Genomic DNA, 22,750 nt, shown 5'->3' with positions numbered 1-22,750 from the left:
TATCTTATTTGATACTCTTTCCTTGTTTATCCATTAATTTTGCAATATATGCACGTGGGGAAAATCCCAATCGTTGTTTAAATACCGTACTAAATGCACTGGGGCTGTCATATCCAACCTGCAAAGCAACATCGGTAATATTGCCCCCTTGCGTTAACAATTCCAAGCCTGTTTGAATACGTTTCCTGCGTAACCATTCCACACAGGTCAAACCTGTTTGTTTATGAAACTGACGGGCAACTGTGCGTTCACTCACATTTAACTGTTTTGCAAAATCTGCGACAGACCATGGAAAATCTAAATTTTCAGAAATCTGCTGGCATATTTGATAATAAGCACGATCCGTTGGATAGGGCAGTTCAAACGCGTATAAATCAGACAAGTATCTCAATTCATTTAAAAATAATTCGATGGTCCATTCTTCAATTGAATGGGGCGCGTATTTCATTTGCATCCCAATTAATCTAGGCATTAAAGCGTGCGCCAACGCTGAAATATTAACCACCTGCGTTTTATAAGGGAAATCCGCCCTGGCCAGTGGATCGACAAAGATACTGTATAGATACGTATCTTTTAACATTGTTAATCGATGTTTTGTCCCTGCAATAATCCAAATGCCATCTTTTTCCGTGACAATTGATGAACTTGCTTGCGTTTCAACGCGGATTAATCCTTGTTGAACTACCAATAACTGGACACAATTGTGATGATGGTCTTCTTGTTCAAATGCATTTGAGAAATGATATTTCTTTACCGAAAGTAAAGACACGTGCACCCTTTCATACTGAATATCTGTCTTTTCCTTATATTCATTATTTTAAATGAATACCAATTTAAAAAACTGTCAGTTTTAAAAAGAAAATTGTCGTTCTCTAAAAAGTAAACAAATACGACCCATGTTATACTGATTTTCAACAGATAGTTAATATATAGTATGAAATCAAAAGCAAAAGGTTTAAAAAAGTGATTCCTAATCCAGAAACAAAATACCGTCCTTTTCCCCCTGTCCATTTTCCACAACGGACATGGCCCGATAAAAAAATTACGCAAGCCCCTATTTGGTGCGCTGTTGATATGCGAGATGGTAATCAATCATTGATTAATCCAATGGACCACGATCGAAAGATCAAATTCTTTAAATTATTGATTGAGTGTGGATTTAAAGAAATTGAGGTCGGTTTCCCCTCTGCTTCAGAAACTGAGTTCAATTTTGTTCGATTTTTAATTGAAAATGACATGATTCCTGACGATGTCACCATTCAAGTATTAAGTGCAGCACGACCAGATTTAATTGAACGCACATTTGAAGCCTTAAAGGGTGCTAAAAACGTCGTATTTCATATATATAATGCCACGGCAGAAATATTTAGACGGATTGTGTTTAATAAATCCGAAGATGAAATCATCGAATTGGCAACATCGGCAACACAGATTGTCAAGGATTTATGTACAAAATATCCAGAAACAAAATGGACATTTGAATATTCACCTGAAAATTTCTCGTTAACAGAGATCGATTATGCTATACGGATCTGTGAAGCAGTTACCAATGTTTGGAACCCTTCAAAAGAACGACCTATGATTATTAACCTACCCTCTTCTGTCGAGGTTAATACCCCAAATGTGTTCGCAGATCAAATTGAATATTTTTCGACTAACTTTGCACAACGTGATAAAATTACCTTAAGTGTACACCCTCATAATGATCGCGGAACCGCAGTCGCCACAGCAGAGTTAGCATTGATGGCTGGGGCAGATCGTATCGAAGGATGTTTATTTGGAAATGGCGAGCGCACTGGTAATGTTGATATTATTACCTTGGCAATGAATATGTATACCCAAGGAATTAATCCTAAATTAGATTTTCATGATATTAAACGTATAGTTGAAATCGTTAAAGAATGTAATGAATTACCTGTTCACCCACGTCATCCTTATGCTGGTGAGTTGGTTTTCACTGCATTTTCAGGAAGCCACCAAGATGCAATTAAAAAAGGGTTTCAGGCACGTCAAAACCAACAACATTCTTATTGGGAATTACCATATCTGCCCATTGATCCTGCTGATTTGGGTTGCAGTTACGAAGCCGTTATTCGCGTTAACAGTCAATCGGGGAAAAGCGGGGCCGCATGGATTTTACAACAAAATCATGGGATTGAATTGCCCCCCCATTTACAACGGGAATTTAGCAGCGTTATTCAACAACAGACCGATCAAACAGGTCACGAGTTAACCCCTGCTGAAATTTGGGACATTTTTCGCACGCAATATGGGTTAAAAAATCAAGAAAAATTGGTTTTGCAGGAATTTAACGTTGAACAAAATGCACCAAATAGTACTAAATTGAAATTAACCTTGGCTATTAATGGTAAAAAAGTCACTTTGGAAGGTGTAGGAAACGGAGTTCTATCTGCCGGAACCGCAATCTTAAAAGCAAAAACCCAATTAGATTTTCGTATCGTTGAATATAACGAACATACATTAGGAAAGAGTAGCGATAGCCGTTCTATTAGTTATATAAAATGTTCAAATAAGAATGGTGATAGTTTTTGGGGGGTTGCAATCGATAATGATATTTTAGGATCTTCGTTAAAAGCATTATTAAATGCCGTAAGCCAATTCATCGATTAAGAAATTTTATAAGCAGGTCTGAATAAAATTCAGATCTGTTTGTGTAATGTATACTTAAAGAATTTATTTGTGAATTGCTCTTCATTCAATTGATATTTCATAATATTTTTATATCGAAATAAAAAATTAAAACTCGCACAATACTTGTTTTTTCTTTATGATACCCAACAACTAAATACCATCCCTTTATAAACAAATGTTGGAGAAATCATGCCTACCGCAATTGCAATTCCTTCTGATTCCTTAACGGAAGGATTAATGGATCGAAGCAAAGAATTACTAATCGTCACTCATAATGGACGGTTTCATATTGATGATGTTTTTGCCTTTACCACATTGGCCATTGCATTGGACTTGGATAATCGTCCCTTTAAAGTGGAAAGAACACGCGATCCAGAGATTATAGAAAAAGCAGATATTGTTTTTGATGTCGGTGGGATTTTTGATGGAAAACGTCGTTTCGATCACCACCAAATTGGTGCCCCAGAACGCGATATTAAACAAACCCCAAAAAATTTAGAAGGCACAATTCCATACAGTTCTGCTGGTTTAATTTGGCAGGCCTTCGGTTTAGATGTTATTCAAAAACTAGCCCCTGATTTAGATGCAAAATCACGTAAAGTGGCCCACGGGGTAATCGAAAAAGCTTTGGTTATTCCCATTGATGCAATCGACAACGGCAAAATGCATCCTGAAAATGGATTAAATTTTTCGTCAATTATTAATGTGTTTAACCCTGCTTGGGATACTGACGATCAATCTACACAGCTTGAACGTTTTTTTGAAGCATCAAAAATTGTCAGAACTGTTTTAATTTATCAATTAAATATCGAATTTGCCCGTATTCGTGCCATCAGCTGTTGTGAAGAGGCATATAAATCCAGCCCTGACAGTCGTATCTTAATGCTGCCTCGTTGGATGCCTCATATTTATCCAATATTCGCACATGGTTGGAATACACAGTTGGTTATTTATCCTGCTGAAAATGAATGGCGTATTGGCACTGTGCCTATTCGTATGCACGGCAATGACCGTCGTCGGTTATTTCCCAACAGTTGGGGTGGACTTGAAGGCGAAGCACTAGAAGCTGAAACAGGTATTAAAGGTTCCAAATTTGTTCACAAGGGTTTGTTTATTGCCGTTACAAACAGCAAAGAATCTGCCATTGCCTTGGCTGAAAAAACTCTGGGCGGTTAAACATACTATATCGCCACCATAAAAATATAATGCTTTTTTACGATGCATTTATTTTGCCCTATCTCTTTAAAAAGAGTTTAGAAAACATTTTCTAAACTCTTTTTATTTGTATCTATTTATTTAAATTAACACATAGATATTTAATTTCTAAATAATCTTCGATACCATATTTTGATCCTTCACGCCCTAATCCAGAGGCTTTGATTCCCCCAAAAGGTGCCATTTCATTTGAAATAAGACCAGTATTAATACCAACAATACCATATTCTAATTTTTCAGAGACGCGAACAATTCTGGACATGTCATTGGCATAAAGATAAGAAGCCAGTCCAAATTCCGTATCATTAGCCAATTGTATAGCTTCTTCTTCTGTATCAAAACAAAAAACAGGGGCTAATGGACCAAAGGTTTCTTCTTTAGAAACTAAGGCTGATGTTGGAACATGCGACAAAATTGTCGGTTCAAAGAAATTGCCCCCCAATGCTTTACCACCAACAGCAATTTTCGCACCTTTAGATATGGCATCGTCAATATGTTCCTTGACCTTTTCCACAGCCTTGGCATCAATCATTGGGCCTACCGTCACCCCAGCCTCGGTTCCATTTCCAACCTTTAGCTTTCCAACCGCTGCTTTTAATTTGGTAACAAAATCATCATAAATGCCTTTTTGAACATAAAGACGATTAGCACAAACACAGGTTTGCCCCGCATTGCGATATTTAGATATCATCGCCCCTTCAACAGCGGCATCAATATCAGCGTCGTCAAAAACAATAAAAGGTGCATTCCCCCCCAATTCCATAGAAAGTTTTTTAACCGTTTTGGCACATGCCTGCATTAAATCTGCGCCAATTTCTGTTGAACCAGTAAAAGATAATTTACGGACAATAGGGTTGCTGGTCAATTCATCTCCAATTTCCCCAGCAGAACCAGTAAGTATATTCAACACCCCTGCTGGCACCCCTGCTTGTTCAGCCAAGACAGCCAATGCCAGCGCAGAATATGGGGTTGCACTGGCGGGTTTTAAAACCATCGAACATCCAACAGCTAGTGCAGCCCCAGCCTTACGCGTTATCATAGCATTGGGAAAATTCCATGGCGTAATTGCAGCGGTAACCCCAATTGGTTGCTTTATGACAACAACCCGCTGGGTTTGACTGGCACCAGGAATGACATCTCCGTATACACGTTTGGCTTCCTCTGCAAACCATTCTAGATACGATGCACCATAGGCAATTTCTCCCTTTGCTTCAGCCAAGGGTTTTCCTTGTTCCATTGTCAATAACAATGCCAAGTCGTCTTGAGATTGTAAAACTAGGTCATACCAACGGCGCAAAATAACCGAACGTTCTTTGGCAGTTTTTTCACGCCAATGTATTTGTGCTTGCTCTGCAGCTTTGACAGCCTTACGTGTTTCTGTTGGCCCCATTTTGGGAACTGTACCAATCACTTCATTTGTCGCAGGGTTGGTTACGTTAATGGTTTGACCACTATCTGCATCCAACCATTGCCCATTAATATAGCATTGTTGACGAAATAAGGATTGATTTTTAAGATTCATGACAACTTCTTTCAGATTTTTTCTATTTTAATAAATTAATACTAATAGAAGATAGAGGTTTTGCTAGGTTTAAAGAGATTAATTTTCATTTTATAGACAAATCTAATTACCATTTAATCGTAATTTATAATTCTATGTTTAGTCTATCTTATTTTAATAAGTATTTTAAAATCAAATTATGTTGCATAGAAAAAGTATTTAAAAAAGACATATTTTAGTGACAAAAGAAAATTAATAAAATAGTAATAACTTACGAATAAAAATATTCTAATATTTTACACTTTGTAATATAATTACAAAATATAACTATATAGCGAAAGATAAGAAAATGAATTCCGGAAAAAATTTTTCGATTACATTTGAAAAAAATCCATCCCCCTTATCGGAATCACAAAGAAAATCTATTTTACAAGACCCTGGTTTTGGTAAATCATTTACGGACCATATGTTATTGATTGAATATAATACCGAACAAGGCTGGCATAATGCCCGTATCAAGGCATATGGCCCGATTAGTTTGGACCCTGCGGTTTGCGTCTTTCATTATGGTCAAGAAATTTTCGAAGGATTAAAAGCTTATAAAGCCAAAGATGGACGTATTTTATTATTCCGACCCGAAGCAAACGCACAACGTTTCGTCAATTCAGCAAAACGTATGGCTATGACTCCTTTACCCGAAGATTTGTTTATACACGCTGTTCACGAATTTGTAAAAGTCGAAAAAGACTGGCTGCCCGATCAATCTGTCGGTACTCTTTATCTGCGTCCTTTCATGATTGCCAGCACCCCATATCTTGGGGTTAAACCCTCCCCTAATTATTTATTTATGTTGATTGCATCCCCTGCTGGATCCTATTTTTCCAAAGGTGCAAAACCAGTTACAGTATGGATTTCAGAATTCTACACCCGTGCAGCTTCTGGTGGAACAGGAGAGGCAAAATGTGGTGGAAATTACGCAGCAAGTTTGGTTGCACAACAAGAAGCAACAAAAAATAACTGTGATCAATTGGTTTTTTTAGACGCTGCTGAACATAAATGGATTGAAGAAATGGGGGGAATGAACATTTTCTTTGTCTTTGATGATGGTTCATTAATGACACCACCCCTGACAGGGACAATTTTACCTGGTGTTACGCGTAACTCGATCCTAACTTTGGCAAAAGCCAAAGGATTAACCGTTCGCGAAGAACGTTATGCTGCTAGTCAATGGATCAAAGATATTCAAAGCGGTAAAATACGCGAGGTATTTGCCTGCGGAACGGCTGCTGTTGTATCCCCTATTGGTTTTGTTAAAGATAAAAATGGGGAATATACAATTCATAACGGCCAACCTGGTCCAATTACCCAAGACATTCAAAAAACACTAGTTGATATTCAATATGGGAATGCCCCTGATCCCTATAACTGGGTTCAAGAGGTTAAATAGTAATTTTCAGAGTATTCTTTTATTACTGAATACTCTGAATATTTATTTGATTTTAGTGAAACCTGCTTTGGCATTACATTTATTGAAATAATTTAACATCGTAGGCATACCCGATAAATCAACAATGCTAACTGGGTGTTGACCATACTCTATCAAAGCCATTTGCCCAAATGATAAAGATCGAAGTAATTTTCGAAAATCATCTGGCTGCATACGATTCATCAGCATATTCCGATCCATTGCCTTCATCGTAAAGATAAAATGTTGCTTACCAACAGTAATAGCAGCTTGCTTGTCTGTTTGTGGCTTTTGTTGACCTTGTTGATCCCAGATAACAAGTCCAGTGCCTTCTTTATTACTTTTAAATCCTAAACCCAAATCATTAGATATGGCAAAACATGAATCAATATTACCGTTTACTTTATCCTCATAATGAAAAGCAGTCCAGTTTTCTTCATGACCATCCATTGTATAAACAAGATTGGCCCCATGGGCTGCAACAGGGCTACAAATCAAAAATATTGAACTTAATAATTTTTTAATCATTTTATCGTTTAAAAATACCTGTACGTTCTTTTAACATGTGCCGATTATCAGTATATACACAACGAGCCTCATAATCATTGATTCTTGTACATGCTTGCGTACCTTGTAACAGGAAAAATCCTCCTTTACAATTTTGAGGCTGTTCTATTACCATTTGATTGCCTTTGAAATATGCCTTTACTTGACCATTACAGGTTTTTCCATCTGATTTTGTAATTGTTTGAGTACCTAAACCCCCTTTATCAAAACACACTGACCAATTTGTTACGGGCGTATTACGTCTGCTAGGCATTTCAACGAGATCCATTCGTGTTGTTAAATGCCAACATCCTGCTAACATGGATATGTTTTTTTTGTCCCATTCACTTTTAGGCAAATCAACTTTTTTCTTTGGTTTCTCAACAGGAGGGGGTTTTATATCTGCCTGTTTAGAGGGTGGAGAAAACTTTGGAATTGTTTGCGGCAAAGGAACAGATAATTCTGGCATTTGGGGTAAATCTGGAACAGAAGTATTGTCGGGTAAAACTTGAGGGGCTATAGGTGGCACAACAGGAATCTGACATTGTTTCTTCAAACCAGCAAATTGATTCAACAATTGATCGCGATGACGTTTCAAATCATCAGACTGCTTTTCAGTATCAAGCGCAGCCTTAACATCTTTATTACAAGGATAATCCTTATAACACGTTTTATTATTATGATGCAGACCATGCCATATTACTGCAGCACACAATCCAAAACTTAGTGATAAAAGCGACGTAAGCCAAGGGAAATAAGTCAATATTCGCCAAAGTTTGCGATTATTATGGACTAGTAATAAAGGGTCACAATAATCCGTAGCCCCAGCATATCCCCAACTGGTAATGACAGGAACACCATCCACAACATATATATTGTTTAAACTAGGAAATAAATAATAACGGTTTATATATTGAAATAATAAAGTCTTGGGATATTGATTGATTATCAATGCAATATCATTCAATACAGAATGAATAAACGTTAATGTTTCTTTTTGCTGAGCGGTAGATAAATTTTTCCAAGGATAAATTTGTTGTCCATCAACGCACCAAAAAACTTTAGCCTCCTGGTATCGGGGGCTTGCAAAAATAGAGGCATGTTTAGGACCAATAAGCGTTGCAATCTCGTGAATTACTTTATCATGAAATTGCCTGTCTTGGTTACATAAAGGTTTATAATCTTCAAGATCATGATGATTTAAAATTAAAACCATAATAATCATTCCATCTTTTTAAACGTTAAATTCATAACTAGCCCTTAACGTTTAAAAGTACCTGTTGATTGGTGTCCTTCTGCATCAATATAAGTACATCTGGCCTCTTTATCATTTAGTCGAGTACAAACATTTTTACCTGGAATTAGATGAAATGCCCCCTGACAATCTGTTGGTTGCTGTAAGACCAATTTATTTCCTTGAAACTGTGCATTTAACGGACCAGTACAGGTTCCACCATCACGACGTGTTAGTACTTGTCTTCCCGCGCCATTTGGTTTGAAACATAAAGTCCAATTCGTAACAGGCTGATGAGAAGTGGAAAAAAAGGTGCGTTGATACAATTCCAGATGTGTTGTTAAATGCCAACAACCATTCAGCATGGATGTATCTTTTTTATTCCATGACTCTTTGGGTAAATCGACATTTTGCTTGGGTTGAGGGGGTGGTTTTGGTGTTTCCATAGATTGTGGTGGCTTACTGTTAGGTAGTGCCTCACTATCAGGGATAGGATCTAACTCTGGTGTTTTAGGGATTTCAGGTAAAGGTTGTAAATCAGGCACATCCTTGGGCACCAATGGTTGTACAGGGGGGACAGCGCATTGTTTTTTCAAATTTTCCAAAGATTTTAATAAATCATCTCGCTTTTTTGTTAATGCTTGGTTCTGATTTTTATCTTTTAGTGCCTCTTCGACATTTTTAATTAATGGATAGGTTGCATAACAAACTTTTTCTGAATGCTGAGAAACATGCCATATCACCGAGGCTAATATTCCACAACCCAGCGCCAATAATGATGTAATCCACGGGAATTGTTTCCAACCATGTATACTCATAAATCGTTTTTTTGAATCAGAATATCCGTCCAATAAATCCACAAAGGCACCATCTTTTTGATGATACCCCCACCCTGTTAATACTGGTTTTCCATCAACCGCATAGATATATTCAAACGAAGGAATTTGCTTAATTTGATCAAAATATTGCGCCAATAACGTATGTGGATGAGAAAGCGTAATCTGACGAATATCTGATAAGATCGATTGAACAGCTGCCAATAATTGATTTTGTTGACTAGAGGATAATTTATTCCAAGGGGTGTAATGTTGACCCTCGGCCTCCCATCGAACAATATTGTTATAATAATTAGGTTTGGCGAAAAGAGATGCGTGCTCGGAACCTAGATGCGTTATGATCTCTTGTATAAAGTAATTATATATCCCAATCTCTTTATGACCAAGGGCGGTTAAATGATCAAAGGATTGCCTGCTTAATACTAAAACCATTGCACCTTATTTCCTTATCACATTGGGAACTTGTGAACGACTGTAATAATTTTTTAATAAAATTCCGATTACAGGCAATAATATTAGCAACAAAATTACAGGCCCCAACCAATAATATCGGCAATAAGGAATGGGAATAATCCCCGTCCACCAAGGTAAGAAAATCAGCAGTAATAATAAAATTAATCCTGCAATCCACGGCCAAAGCGATAATAATCCTTGTCCTTTAATTGGTAATTCAGGTGGTGGCAAGATTGTCATGGTTTGGACAGCATGCCCATCGCCTTTGGCTGCAACAAATTTGTCTTTTGCGTCTAATTCCTGAGACTGATGCCCCCAAGAAACAATGGCTGGTCCATAGGGTGTCGTAATAATATGATTATCCGAAGGGTAAGTAAGAGCTTGCTGTAACAAAGCTCCCTTTTGTTGTTGCTCTACATCTGCGGATTGCATTAAGCGTTGGGCAACCATCCGTCCTTGATTGATCAAAGAATGAGCTTGCTCAATAATATTTACATTTGGATCAAGATTTGTTTTGATCGTTTGAAGCCCAGAAGGAAGATACCAATCCACTTCTCCCCTTTGCCGATCAATGACTGGCTCTAACAATAATCCAGCACATTGGGGGCCAACCTCGTGATACAAAATTTGATAAAGTGCCTCCCAGTGTTCTAAAACCAGCTGCCCTCCAACCCCCAATGGTTGAGCAGATTGAAAATTCGTAGTGGTGACGGGCTTGCCAGGAATAAACTGTGTCTTCATGGTGTTTCTCCATGATGTGTTGAAGATGTTTCTGGTTTGTGATTATTAGGAGTATCTGATTTTTCTTTTAGATTATTCGATTGCTCTTGGCCTTTGGGATCTGATTGCGGTTGTTTTTGATTTTGCTCTGCCGTAGGTGGGTTTTCTTTACAGGCACCTGTTTGTACCTGAATTGGAACATTAGCCCCTTGTAATGCCTGAACAATAGAATCTGATTTTTGGGCGTAATTGCTGTGCGACGATGTTTCTTGATCAACAGTAACAAAGGTATTCACCCCGACAACCCGACCACACAAATCCACCAATGCCCCCCCTGAATTTCCTGGGGATACTGCGGCACTATGAGGCATTATTTTTTCACCATGTGCATTATCCTGAATAGCGTTGATTTCACCCTTGGTTAAAATAACCCCTGGAATGGCTTGCCTGTCTCCTTGAATTAAGCGTTTTAAGGCGTTGTCTTGGCGAATAATAATTCCTGGATACCCTGCGGCAACAACAGTTTGCAAAGGTTGGGCTTCTAATGAAAAACTTAAAGGCTGTTGGGGTGGGGCATCTTCTATTTTCAAAACAGCCAAATCAAACCCATCTACAGAATCTGAACGATTACTAATTGATGTAATATGTGCTTTCTTTAATTGACCCAAGGATTTATTGGTAACCAATATTGTATTATTAACTGTATTTTCGACCACGTGACGATTGGTTACAATTAAATCAGGGGTTACGAAAAAACCACTTCCCGAAGTAACGTTTTTATTTCCATTTTCATCTGCTGACAATACAAGAATAAAGACGGTGCTTCTTTCCAATAACTCTGGAAGGCTACCTTGAAACGTTTTTCCGTCTGATTTCATAGGGGTAAATGGGGTATCTATGTGCTTATTTAATTCAGGCAAGGCCCTGCTCTTTTGCAAATCACATGGGGAATGTTTCAGTTGTTCCTCTAATTTTTTGATTTCGTCTTCTAACTGATGATTATGTTTTTCAATTTCAGGTTTTTTGTGAACGAGTTCTTGTGCCTCAACCACAGAAATACCAGCAATTTTTTTGGGGCGTTCTGCATAAAGAATACGCCATCCTAATAGTAAACCAATAATAAAAAACAAAATCGCTGCTATCACGCGCGTTATAATAACCCACCCTCGTCCATGGAAATTGCCATTTTTTAAATAGACGTGGCGCGAACCAATTGGATCTTTTTGATCAATCAGTGCAGGCTTTTCAGCCAAAGAAGGTGTTTCAGGTGCTTGATTATTCTGTTTACCTTCGGCAAACATAGAAAACAAATTTAATGTCGAAGGCGTTCCTTGATTAAGGGATTTTAACCCCCAATTTTTTATAACCACAAGATCATCTGCAATTAATAAATCTTGTCGACTTTGAACTGTTAATGCGGCATGCAACAACTGGCTTTTTTCAGGATCTTCCGCATAAAATGTCGACAAAACCGATATTGCCTGTGTCAGTTTTTGACGCACAATTTCGTACTGATCTGCCAAAGGTACAACTGGTTCAACTTGTGTATCACAGTACCAACTAATAAAAGAGCCATTCTCATGGTCGGTTGTGATAACGGGTTCAGCCAATCGGATGGATAAACCATGTTGATTTAAAATTTGGCATATTTTTTCAAAATCTTGGTAAACTCCATGATCATGGACAATGATTTCTTCATGTGATTTTAAATATGTTTTTCCAAGCAGATGCAGCGCCATTTTATTCTCAAATTTTAATAAAAATTATCATCACTTTAATTCATTCCACTCTTGTTGCCAAGAACAGTTATGCTGGCTTTATTTTTTTGCTTTAATTATAAGAATTATATACTTAACTATCCAATTAATTCTGTTTTGCAGAGGAAAAAGTTATTATTCCTCAATCAAAGCTTGCTCTACTGCTGCAATAACTAATTGACCAACAGATAGTGATAATTCCTTTTTCTTAATTTTGTTATCAATATGCTTAGCAATTTTTCCATCTTCAATGTATGTATTTTTTAAACCATTCACGATAAATGTATAAGACAGCCGATGAATAGCACCAAGCTTCTTGCAAATCAGATTTTGCTTGTGAATGTGAGTCTGGATATTTATGAGAGTGTTTTATTCTTGCGCCATAATGAGTGGCGCGACCTTGTTCATTCCAATCCATTTTAACTGGTTAACCGATAGAAATATCGATTACATTTTTTTCTTCTACATTGACTCCTGCTTATACTATTTCACGGATAATTGTATGTGCTTCGTTAAAGACAAAGAAGAACCCTTTTAGTGCTGATTGATGATCTAATTTGATACGGTTCATACCACTCTTTTAAATCGATTTTTAATCACGTCCAGTTGGATCATATCGAACTGGACTATATATATCATCTCTCGAAGTTTAGAGCCTACCAATAACCTAAAATTGTCTCTAGCTTGCTTTTGACAATTTGCGCCTACGTCAAATGTGTAATAATTTAAAATAGCAAGGCAAACTTTAGCAGGATAGCAATAATGCGTTATATTTTTATAATTGATTTCAATATAGGCTATATTTATAAAATAACCGGCTTTTTGAGGAATATTTTTAATAGAAGTTATTCGTGATTTTAAAAGGTCTTCATTCTATTAAGAACTAATGGTGCCAATATGAGCATTTTGAACACCGTATAGAACGGCCAAACCACGTTGGTTTAAAATATAGAGCACCAGTTGATGATGGCTTTAACTTATCAATCGTTTATTGCTGTAGTATATTATTGATATTATTTACTAGGTTTTGCCCTCTTATTGGTTTTTGCGATGCTTCTGCAGCAGCAACATCAGGATCATCCACTTTAGGACGAGATCGTGCCGTCGCGCTGGTCGTAGAGTTCACTATATCAACAGTCATATTCCCACTATTAGATGTAATCGCACCTGCAACAGCACCTGCGCCGCCTGTTAGTAAGCCCTGCACAATACTATTTACAATCTTATTCCCGTCAGAGGTCGAATCTTGAACGGGTATAAGATGGTTGTTAATATAATCTTCCTCATTTTTCTTGTTATTCAAATTATAATTCTGAGCATCTGTTTTAGTTTCTGATTTCAATTCAACAGCATCCTTATGCTGCTGCCCCAAATTTAGATCCTAAGGGAACAAACTATCCGCAGCGGATTGGGCGAAATCATTGGCAACGCTGTTCATGGCGTCCCCAGTGGTGGTACCCTGCAACGGTCAAGCCAATATTGCCCCCATCTAATGCCGCAGAACCCGCACCAATCGCCATATCCAGTCCAATCTTGCCAATACTGCCAGGTTAAAATGATCACTTTGCCCAGTTTCCTAAATGGCCATGTTCCCATATTGCGTCATCAATCCGCTGACAGTTTTTTAAGTGCTGAGGTCACTGTTGATTTGTCCAGCGTCAAGGGTTGAATCAAGATGCCCATTAGCTTTGTCTGGATCACGTGACAATGTGTCTGTGGTTGATCCCGTATTAATCGTGATATTCCCCCCAATGGTTGAGACTGTGGTTGAGGTCTTATCATGAGAAACTGAACTAGAGCTTAACGCAGGAATGCCTGCTGAACTTAACACTAAACCTAGTGCCAAAATTGTTTGGTCTGATCCTTTGGCTGGCGTTTCAGAAAAATTATACGCCGTTCTAAAAGCCATACTGGCATTGGCAATTAGGCCGCTCTATTGATCTTTATTATACAAAGAATTCGCAACCAAGCCGCACGTCGTGATTTGGTTTTCATTACCGTCCGCAGCACTGATGATCCCCTGTTAACATGCCAACCAAAACCACCATACCACCAATAATCGCATCTTTAATGATACTCAACCCCAGCTTATTCAAATCCGTTTGGTTATCATATTTCAGGGGTTAGTTTGTAGGAGCATCTATGACTTTGGTTACTTCAAAAAAAGGCTGACTGATTTGAAAGACCCACTTTTTACCCAATAAGGTAGGATATTAATATAAAACTGAAGAAGATAAACAATCTTCTATATAAGCAGGATCACGGGCATTAGTATCCATTGTGCCATACCCCTCAAAAATTGTTTCATAAGTAGAGGGATTATCTTTGCCAATCGGTCTAACGATTTTGATTTTGTAATAGATGAGGTTCATGGTCAAGGTTTATCCTTGTGTATCCCACATATTGGGTTGCCCCGTGGTATGATCTGTAGAAATAGGAACCTGCTGTGTATAGGTCTTATCATACGTCTCTAATACACCAGAATCCACCATCGCTATCACATTAAGTTTTCCACCTTCGTCATTACCTCTTGTGAATTACCTTAACTATCTAACCATTTTATAGATTTAGATGCCCCCCTGTATTCTTAAATGTTTGTAACGCGATACCCGAAGACCCATAATCTAAACGAATATTCCCACTGTCACTGGATAAAATGCCATTCGTATTGTCCAGATTTTGTGTGGCTACCCAAAGACGATTATAGGCCTGAATATTGCTATCATTATTCATTACAGAAGCAACAGGAAGGATATTCCCCTCTGTTGAGCCTATCCCTTGTAAAGTAACATCCCCATTCGTGCTTAAAATGACTCCTTTTTGAGTATTCGTAATCCTATTTGCCGTCAAATTTATGGCTTTATTCCCTTGCATCCAACCATTTTGACTTTGGATGGTTTGCGCTGATAGTCGTAGGTTTCCACCAATGAATGAGCCAGAGACAAGTGATTGGTTATTAAAAATCAACTCAGAACCAGCAGTGTTATTCACAATAGAATTCTCAGCAGTAACCTTTAATTGCTGATCTGCTGAAACATATCCCGTATTGGCTACGGTTTGAGCCGTTATTACTAAATCGGCGGGACTAATCATTAATCCGTCATTATTAATAGTCGGCGCATCGATAATTAAATCCCGACCTTGCGTAATAACTTTGCCAAATATATCTTGATTACGTTGATTATTTAATTGTTGATTAGCATTGATTACAATACTATTCTTGGACAGAATAATCCCTTGATTATTAAGAACAGAACTATTGATTGATAACTGACTATTATCCCCAGTTGCTTGAATATTCCCACAATTACTAAGACCATTCTGACCTGTGACAGCTAAATTAATATTACCTTGCCCACTATACATTAATCCTTGAGTGCCATTAAGTAATGAATTCGCTGTAAACGTTAAATTAGACCCTCCAACAATCTGATCATTATTCGTAACATCATCAGAAAAATTAGCTTGTAATTGTTGTTGCGCTATTAAATAAGACTGGTCTGAACTTTGATAAGAAGACCCATTAAGGATAATATTGCCATTGGCTTGGATCTTACCATTTATATTATCAATAGCAGTAGGTTGTAATAACCCAATATTAAGATTACCACCCAAAGCCAAAATACTACCCCCATTATTATTTAAATTAGGTGTGGTTAAATGGATTGCTTTATTGGCCTGTAGGTAACCATAATTGATAATCGCATTTTGAACCGTCAGATTTAAATCTGCATTACTTAAAATCTGTCTATTATTATTTTGTAAATTTTGTGCTGTGATTTGAATATCTTGACCATTACCGATTGGAGAACACCAGAATATTCGCCTAAAGATTGATTGAGTATATCTCCAGAAACTTGCAGATTTATTCGCTGTAAACTTTGGATAAATCCAGTATTTTCAAAAGAAACGGCAGTTAAACGAATATCTCTGTCTGATTGGATCATACCACCAATCAGTTGATTATTCGAAAAAATACCTATATTTTTTAAAGATTGTCCAATATTTAGATAAACAAAATCTTGACCATATAAAGATTCTGAATTCTCTAAAGAGGCAGCACCTACTTGTAATCTACCAAGGGATGCGTAAATACTCCCATTATTGACTAGCGCTTTTGCAATGGTAAGGGATCCATTTCCATTTAGACTACTGATAGATGCATCTTTGTTGGCAATGATTAAATTATTAGCTTGTAAGGTAAACTGCCCCTGACTTTGGATGGCATTGGCGATCGATACATCCCCAGAAGCATTCAGGGTTAGATCTTTACCCGCATAAATAACCCCTTTATGTGTATCCGTATAATTGCCTATTGTTACATTGATAAAACCATTGGTGAATTGAATCGTACCATTACTATTCTCAACATCCCCACTCGTGAGCGTTAAATATCCAGAATTATTCTCTGTTCCAGAAAAAATATTCCCTGAGTTATTTGTTAATTTGTTAGATTGAAGAAAAACATTACCAGCACCCGAAGAAATCTTGCCATTACTATTTTGTAAATAATTTTGTGTAATAAGATTAATGTTCCCAAATTGTTCTGATCCAATCTATCCGTTATTCACCAAGTTTTGACTTGTCAGTGAAATATCTTTTTGCGCATGAACCCTTGCCGATTGATGATTATTGATTTGGCGAGCATTAAATTGCAATCCTGATTGTCCCTCAATAGCACCTGCGTTATCAATGGTATCATTTCATAACAATATTGCTATTTTACTGTCCTTTAGCGATAATACTACCCCTATTGGTTAGAGAATGTCGCTGTAAAAATAACCTATTATTCGCACCAATTGTTCCCATATTTTCGATAACATCAACATGGGCATCCAAATTATTTTGTGCTGATAATTCCCCAGCAACCACTAATTTACCATCTGCGGTTAATTGCATATTCCCAGCCGTAGAGGCCATGCGTCTATCAACACGAACCCCAGCCCCCTTTTCATTTACAAGCATTTGAATATGGTTACCCGTCATCCCCCCCCAAAAAGCAGAGGTTTCAATCGCAAATTCAGGTGTTTGAGAACCGTCTGAAGCAAGTAGCATAGCCGCACCATCAGCATAATGGTACGTATTACGACCCGCAATTATACGAATATTTTGACCATTAACAGGTGCATCAACACGAACTTTACGGCTAATAATATCTAAAACTGAAACTTCTGCAAAATCCCCCCCCTGCACCCTCAAAACCAATTTCTCCACCACTAACAGTAATAGATTGCAAATTACCATTAACGTCTAAGTTAGTCCTACCCGTTGCTAAAGAGGCTCTGCTGGTATTAATAAATCTACATGCAGCACAAGTGACCCCATTGGGGATCACAACAATAATTACTGCTTGTTTACTTACCAATCTCAGTATAACGTAATAATTTCGTTGGAGAGTATTCTGTAACCTCATTAATAATCGTATGTGCAGCTGATCCATCTTTTAAATTAGAATCTCCTGTAGATTTGTCTTGCTAATTTTGTATTAGTAATCGTAGGAAAGTTATTTAATATCTGACCTTATTCATTAACATTATACTGATCGAACCTATTATGAGGTAAACCTGCCCCATTTGAATGAGCAATATTTACCTGATCAACTCTATTATGCGTCACGTCAATCGTTGGACGTTGATTGACAAGAGGCACACTGTATCCACCACAATATTGCTGATGGCCTAGGCATCGCCACTACTAGTACAGTTAAAATCAAATTTCGTGCAAAGAATAACCCCGATATTACTATTTTTTTCATACGTTTGTAAGCAAATGAAACACAAAAAGATGTGTAATAATGCAAATTCTTAGACACAAAAAACCTGGGAAATACCGATTTAATAATTGTGAGTAATTATTGCAACAAAGACACCTTTTTAAAATTGATTATTTTTATATTAATAATCTATTAATTACGATATAGGTAGTTTTACTTCAATTTATAAAACGAACCAAACAGGAGATTTTTATGAAAAAAATACTATTATCCAGCGTTTTTATTTGTCTCTTTGCCCCTAACAACAATCAAGCTTTTGCTCAGGAAAAATCAAATAATACACCTAACAATAGTGCAGCATCATCTCCTATCACGGTAAATCGACAAGTTGGTTCCTGGCAAGTTCATTGTGCTTACCCCAACCCTAATGAAATGAATAAACAAAAAAATAATTCCCAAGGATGTATTGCTCAACAAAGTCTGATGGTCAAAGGAAAAGATGACAAACAAACCCCCGTTGCTTCTTTATTATTAGAAAAAGTACGAGACAATCAAAATCCGACAAAAATTAATCCCTTTAGATTAACAATTATTACGCCTTTGGGTTTTTCACTACAACAACCCATGACCATATCCATAGATCACGGGATTCAAAAAAACTTACCATGGATAACATGCACAACAAACGGATGTCTTGCTTCTGCAAATATTGATAGCTCATTGCAAAAGTCTTTAGAAACTAACAAAATGGCACATCTGGTTGTTCATCGGGTAAATAAGACGACAGTTACAATCAATTTTAATATTGCAGATCTTCATAAGGTGCTAATATCTATGGATGAACTTATCAATAAAAAAGCGCAATAACCATTCCTCCATAAAATAGGGAAATATAGAGTAACCAATTCATTGATTTACTGTGATAATATATTATAAAGGTATATAATGTTACGTAAAGCCACAATGTTACTCTACCAAAATATTTAACTCTTAAGGCAAAAGTATACTGTAGAAATGTATCCCAAGCCTGTAAACAAAGTTTACGCTTAGCAGAAAACAAAAAAGCAATTAATTTCTATAGAATAAAACTGTAACTAACAAAAATATCCTATTAGTAGAATATAGGCAATTTTACGGTCTAATTTGGTGTTTACCTTATGCCTAACAAGGCATAAAATCTGGGGTATATCAGATGTCCAATCAGATTAATCAAAAGATTAAGCAACTAGAACATTTGTACCACTTATTCATTATACTCATAAGAAAAGTAAAATTATTAAAGAATTGAACCCATTCTTTATATAGAAGATATACCTTATACTGTGCTTACATAATCAGCTGCTACTATACCTTTGAGATTATTAAAATTTCATATAAGTTCTTTAGAAGAACAGCATAATGAAATAGTTTAAGCCCTTGATTTATTATTCATAGGATTTTAGATTTTGTCATTTTTTATAAAGGGATTATTTATATTATTAATTATGGTTGCCTCAATTTTTTCAATTGTTTTTAGCCACAGTCTAAAACTCACATTTTATGATGTAACTAAATCTTCAGCTTCACTGTTCAATGCTCTTTTCAAAGCTTTTAGCTGCTCTTCTTTTTGTTTTGAAATGTCTTCTTCAGAAAACAATTGATCATCTGGACCTTTTGCAAACTGAGTGTATTTAATTTTAATCAGTTATAAATCTGAATAAAATGTTTTTATTTAGCGACGAAATATGCTTGTTGAAATGCAAAAGAAACTGATTCCAAAATCATCAATTTAATGCCATGTTGATCCTTCAAACTGTTAACCTATATTCACGTTATTATTTAAATTATAGAGATATAGAAGAATTATTCCTAAAACGTAATTTGGGGATCGATTATGGAACCTTAAAAAAATAGGTATTACATTATATGCCCTTATTAGAGCAAAAGTTGCCTAGGTTTAGGAAACCTCACTGTAGTAGAATTAATAAAGTCTGCATCAAGATTAACAATAAATGGAAATATTTATATAAAGCGATTAATTGAGATGACCCTTTTGTTGGTTTCTTACTCACTACAAGACGGGATATTAGGGTAGCTTAACATTTATCTAGTAAATCCTTTAAAAATAACAAGCTTCTTATATCCATCTAATATCAACGCTGGAAAGACCTCTTTTTTTTAAAGGTCATATAAAAAATGAAAATAAAAGTATTATTTTTTCCAACTTATACCAACTTATGACAGGAAAGCTTTTACAACGAAGTATAGAATATAGAAGGTAATCATTTCAAATTTAAGAAAGTTATATTAAAAAAAGCCGTTCCCAGTCTTTTTTATACTACGAAGAAAGCATTCAAAGGATATAAGACCACACCCTCTAGATTTAAAGGAAAGTAGGCGATCAACGAACAAATCAAGCCCATTCAAAACTTATTCGCTTTAAATACCCCTTTGTTTGCTAAATCACCAAAGCATAACAGCAACAATATAAACAAAGAAAGCTCTACCTTGATAAAATTCAATCTAGTTTTTTAGGTAAAGCTTTCAAATTAAGCGAAGTAGGTTGATGTCTTACAAGTTATTGTGATTTTTATAATATTTGAAATGTGTATACGTTATTAAAGTATTAAATACATCGTTAATATTACCTTTATATGTCTAATACAAAAGGATAATCATCATGCAATTAACAGAACAACAAATCCTCAAAGCTTATAAAAAAATGCGAGACATTCGTGAATTCGAAGATAGGCTTCATGAGGAAAATACTACAGGTGATATTGCTGGTTTTATCCATTTGTATAGCGGAGAAGAGGCAATTGCAGTAGGTGTTTGCGAAAATTTAACTGATAAAGATTATATTACATCAACACATAGAGGACATGGGCATTGTATTGCTAAAGGATGTGATATCGATGGAATGATGGCAGAAATTTTCGGTAAATATGATGGCTTATGCCACGGTAAAGGAGGATCCATGCATATTGCTGATCTTAACAAAGGAATGCTAGGGGCAAATGGTATTGTTGGTGGCGGCCCTCCTTTAGCAATTGGTGCGGCATTATCTGCTAAAACGTTAAAAACGGGAGGTATTGCTCTCTCTTTTACTGGGGATGGAGGGTCAAACCAAGGATTAACTTTTGAAGCAATGAATATGGCTGTTGTGCTTAAATTACCCGTTGTATTTGTATTTGAAAATAATGGTTTCGCTGAGGGAACAGGTTGTGATTATGCTGTGGGAAGCAAAGATATAGCAAAACGTGCTGGAGGATTTGGCATGCCATCAACTAAAGTTGATGGGACAGATTTTTTTGCTGTTTATGAGGTTGCGCATAAAGCAATTGAACATGCCCGTACTGGTAAAGGTCCGTATGTTATAGAAGCTACAGCAAACAGATTTTACGGACATTTTGAAGGAGATCCTGGACTGGTTCTATCGAAAGAAGAACTTACCGAGATTAAGAAAAATTACGATCCCTTAGTAATTTTTCGTCAAAAAGTAGAAGAACAAATCGGTAAAGATCAACTTGATAAAATTGATTTAGAATCAAAAAAGGCTGTTGAAAATGCAGTAATTAAAGCTCGTGCAGCAAGTTTTCCAGATATTTCTGAATTACTTACTGATGTTTATGTTTCATATTAAGAAGAGATCAGTTACATGTCAGAAAAAAGCTATAGAAGTGCAATTAAAGAAGCTATTGAATTTGAAATGCGTCATGATCCTACTGTGGTTGTAATTGGTGAAGACGTACGCGGGGGACACGGTGCAAAAAATACTGAAGAAAACAAATTAGAAGGTTTTGGAGGCGTTTTAGGCGTTACCAAAGGGTTATGGACCGAGTTTGGCTCAGAAAGAGTTATTGATACCCCCATTACTGAATCTGCTATTATCGGAATGACAGCAGGGGCTGCGGCAACTGGATTACGTCCAGTAACAGATTTAATGTTTATGGACTTTTATGGTGTTTGTTTTGATATGCTTTATAATCAAGCAGCAAAATTTCGCTATATGTTTGGTGGTAAAGCAAAAGCCTCAATGGTTGTTAGAGGAATGATTGGTGCGGGGTTTTCTGCAGCAGCACAACATTCACAATCCCCATATCATGTTTTTGCTTCAGTTCCAGGGTTAAAGGTTGTTGTTCCTTCAAATGCTTATGATGCAAAAGGATTATTAACACAATCTATTCGTGATGATGATCCTGTAGTTTTTTGCGAGCACAAATTACTTTATGACACTCAGTGTGAAGTCCCAGATGATGCTTATACTATTCCTTTTGGTGTTGCTAATTATACGCGAGAAGGAACAGACATTACAATAATTGCTTTGGGGTTTATGGTGCATCGTGCTAACGAAGCTGCTGATAATCTTGTCGCAGATGGCATATCTGTTGAAGTTGTGGATCCGAGGACTATTTCCCCATTGGATGAAGAGGGTATTTTAGAGTCAGTTGCATCTACTGGTCGGGTAATAATTGTTGATGAATCTGCGGCACGTTGTGGTTTTGGTCATGATATAGCGGCTTTAATTGTACAAAAAGCTTTTTATAGTTTAAAAGCACCAATTGAATTAATCACTCCTCCTCACACACCTGTTCCATTTTCTAATGTCTTGGAGCAAGCATGGCTACCTAGTGTCGATCGTATTGAACAGGCTGCCCGTAAACTGATGGAGGTTTAAT

The 22,750-nt window shown here is 36.7% G+C and carries 21 protein-coding genes; 6 read left to right on the top strand and 15 right to left on the bottom strand.

What is annotated here, in order from left to right:
- Positions 1-4: 4 nt before the first annotated feature.
- On the bottom strand, positions 5-769 hold the full coding sequence (locus tag QJV27_RS02080) for a helix-turn-helix domain-containing protein (protein ID WP_281447330.1): 765 nt from the start codon (positions 767-769) through the stop codon (positions 5-7).
- Between the two features lie 194 nt (positions 770-963).
- Here QJV27_RS02080 and leuA point away from each other — a divergent pair, with 194 nt between their 5' ends.
- Both leuA and QJV27_RS02070 read left to right on the top strand, forming a co-directional pair.
- Positions 964-2,631 (top strand): 2-isopropylmalate synthase, encoded by a 1,668-nt coding sequence (gene leuA / locus QJV27_RS02075; RefSeq protein ID WP_281447329.1) that lies wholly within the window; start codon positions 964-966, stop codon positions 2,629-2,631.
- Between the two features lie 210 nt (positions 2,632-2,841).
- A complete protein-coding gene (locus QJV27_RS02070) occupies positions 2,842-3,828 on the top strand; it encodes an MYG1 family protein (protein ID WP_281447328.1) in 987 nt (328 codons plus the stop codon).
- A 112-nt stretch (positions 3,829-3,940) separates the two neighbouring features.
- On the opposite strand, the gene gabD is transcribed toward QJV27_RS02070, so the two are convergent.
- Positions 3,941-5,389, bottom strand: a complete 1,449-nt coding sequence (gene gabD, locus QJV27_RS02065) for an NADP-dependent succinate-semialdehyde dehydrogenase (RefSeq protein ID WP_281447327.1) — start codon at positions 5,387-5,389, stop codon at positions 3,941-3,943.
- A 328-nt stretch (positions 5,390-5,717) separates the two neighbouring features.
- Here gabD and QJV27_RS02060 point away from each other — a divergent pair, with 328 nt between their 5' ends.
- A complete protein-coding gene (locus QJV27_RS02060) occupies positions 5,718-6,815 on the top strand; it encodes a branched-chain amino acid aminotransferase (protein ID WP_281447326.1) in 1,098 nt (365 codons plus the stop codon).
- 42 nt (positions 6,816-6,857) lie between these two features.
- Here the strand turns inward: QJV27_RS02060 and QJV27_RS02055 are convergent, their stop codons facing one another.
- From QJV27_RS02055 to QJV27_RS02000, 13 genes are all read right to left on the bottom strand, one after another.
- Positions 6,858-7,361, bottom strand: a complete 504-nt coding sequence (locus QJV27_RS02055) for a hypothetical protein (protein WP_281447325.1) — start codon at positions 7,359-7,361, stop codon at positions 6,858-6,860.
- A 1-nt stretch (position 7,362) separates the two neighbouring features.
- Positions 7,363-8,595 carry a hypothetical protein gene (locus QJV27_RS02050; RefSeq protein ID WP_281447324.1) on the bottom strand — a complete coding sequence of 411 codons (1,233 nt, stop codon included), beginning with the start codon at positions 8,593-8,595 and terminating at the stop codon, positions 7,363-7,365.
- 44 nt (positions 8,596-8,639) lie between these two features.
- Positions 8,640-9,881, bottom strand: coding sequence for a hypothetical protein (locus QJV27_RS02045; RefSeq protein ID WP_281447323.1), 1,242 nt, complete (start codon positions 9,879-9,881; stop codon positions 8,640-8,642).
- 6 nt (positions 9,882-9,887) lie between these two features.
- Entirely contained in the window at positions 9,888-10,643 is a 756-nt protein-coding gene (locus QJV27_RS02040) for a hypothetical protein (protein ID WP_281447322.1), read from the bottom strand.
- Positions 10,640-12,361 (bottom strand): S1C family serine protease, encoded by a 1,722-nt coding sequence (locus tag QJV27_RS02035; protein ID WP_281447321.1) that lies wholly within the window; start codon positions 12,359-12,361, stop codon positions 10,640-10,642. The genes QJV27_RS02040 and QJV27_RS02035 overlap by 4 nt, the downstream gene beginning before the upstream one ends.
- A 153-nt stretch (positions 12,362-12,514) precedes the next feature.
- The gene (locus QJV27_RS02030; protein ID WP_281447320.1) at positions 12,515-12,655 is read right to left on the bottom strand and encodes a hypothetical protein; all 141 of its coding nucleotides are present in this window, start codon (positions 12,653-12,655) and stop codon (positions 12,515-12,517) included.
- 712 nt (positions 12,656-13,367) lie between these two features.
- Positions 13,368-13,751, bottom strand: a complete 384-nt coding sequence (locus QJV27_RS02025; protein WP_281447319.1) for a hypothetical protein — start codon at positions 13,749-13,751, stop codon at positions 13,368-13,370.
- Between the two features lie 252 nt (positions 13,752-14,003).
- Complete coding sequence (locus QJV27_RS02020) at positions 14,004-14,288, bottom strand: hypothetical protein (RefSeq protein ID WP_281447318.1); 285 nt, start codon at positions 14,286-14,288, stop codon at positions 14,004-14,006.
- Positions 14,289-14,592: 304 nt separating this feature from the next.
- The gene (locus QJV27_RS02015) at positions 14,593-14,751 is read right to left on the bottom strand and encodes a hypothetical protein (RefSeq protein ID WP_281447317.1); all 159 of its coding nucleotides are present in this window, start codon (positions 14,749-14,751) and stop codon (positions 14,593-14,595) included.
- A gap of 187 nt (positions 14,752-14,938) precedes the next feature.
- On the bottom strand, positions 14,939-16,000 hold the full coding sequence (locus tag QJV27_RS02010; RefSeq protein WP_281447316.1) for a hypothetical protein: 1,062 nt from the start codon (positions 15,998-16,000) through the stop codon (positions 14,939-14,941).
- Between the two features lie 935 nt (positions 16,001-16,935).
- Positions 16,936-17,055, bottom strand: coding sequence for a hypothetical protein (locus tag QJV27_RS11130; RefSeq protein ID WP_408869633.1), 120 nt, complete (start codon positions 17,053-17,055; stop codon positions 16,936-16,938).
- Between the two features lie 46 nt (positions 17,056-17,101).
- Positions 17,102-17,623: a hypothetical protein gene (locus QJV27_RS02005; protein ID WP_281447315.1), complete on the bottom strand. Its 522-nt coding sequence runs from the start codon at positions 17,621-17,623 to the stop codon at positions 17,102-17,104.
- Positions 17,624-17,899: 276 nt separating this feature from the next.
- Positions 17,900-18,028, bottom strand: coding sequence for a hypothetical protein (locus tag QJV27_RS02000; protein WP_281447314.1), 129 nt, complete (start codon positions 18,026-18,028; stop codon positions 17,900-17,902).
- Positions 18,029-18,344: 316 nt separating this feature from the next.
- Between QJV27_RS02000 and QJV27_RS01995 the strand changes: the two genes are divergently transcribed.
- The 3 genes from QJV27_RS01995 (at position 18,345) to QJV27_RS01985 (ending at position 22,749) form a co-directional block, all read left to right on the top strand.
- The gene (locus QJV27_RS01995) at positions 18,345-18,959 is read left to right on the top strand and encodes an invasion associated locus B family protein (RefSeq protein ID WP_281447313.1); all 615 of its coding nucleotides are present in this window, start codon (positions 18,345-18,347) and stop codon (positions 18,957-18,959) included.
- A 1,792-nt stretch (positions 18,960-20,751) separates the two neighbouring features.
- Positions 20,752-21,714: a thiamine pyrophosphate-dependent dehydrogenase E1 component subunit alpha gene (locus tag QJV27_RS01990; RefSeq protein ID WP_281447312.1), complete on the top strand. Its 963-nt coding sequence runs from the start codon at positions 20,752-20,754 to the stop codon at positions 21,712-21,714.
- Between the two features lie 15 nt (positions 21,715-21,729).
- Positions 21,730-22,749 (top strand): alpha-ketoacid dehydrogenase subunit beta, encoded by a 1,020-nt coding sequence (locus tag QJV27_RS01985; RefSeq protein ID WP_281447311.1) that lies wholly within the window; start codon positions 21,730-21,732, stop codon positions 22,747-22,749.
- Position 22,750 lies beyond the last annotated feature (1 nt).

The organism is Commensalibacter oyaizuii (assembly GCF_029953265.1).
In the GTDB taxonomy this organism is placed as follows: domain Bacteria; phylum Pseudomonadota; class Alphaproteobacteria; order Acetobacterales; family Acetobacteraceae; genus Commensalibacter; species Commensalibacter oyaizuii.
Note: the sequence above shows the minus strand (reverse complement) of the source record. Positions and strands in the feature narration are given on the sequence as shown.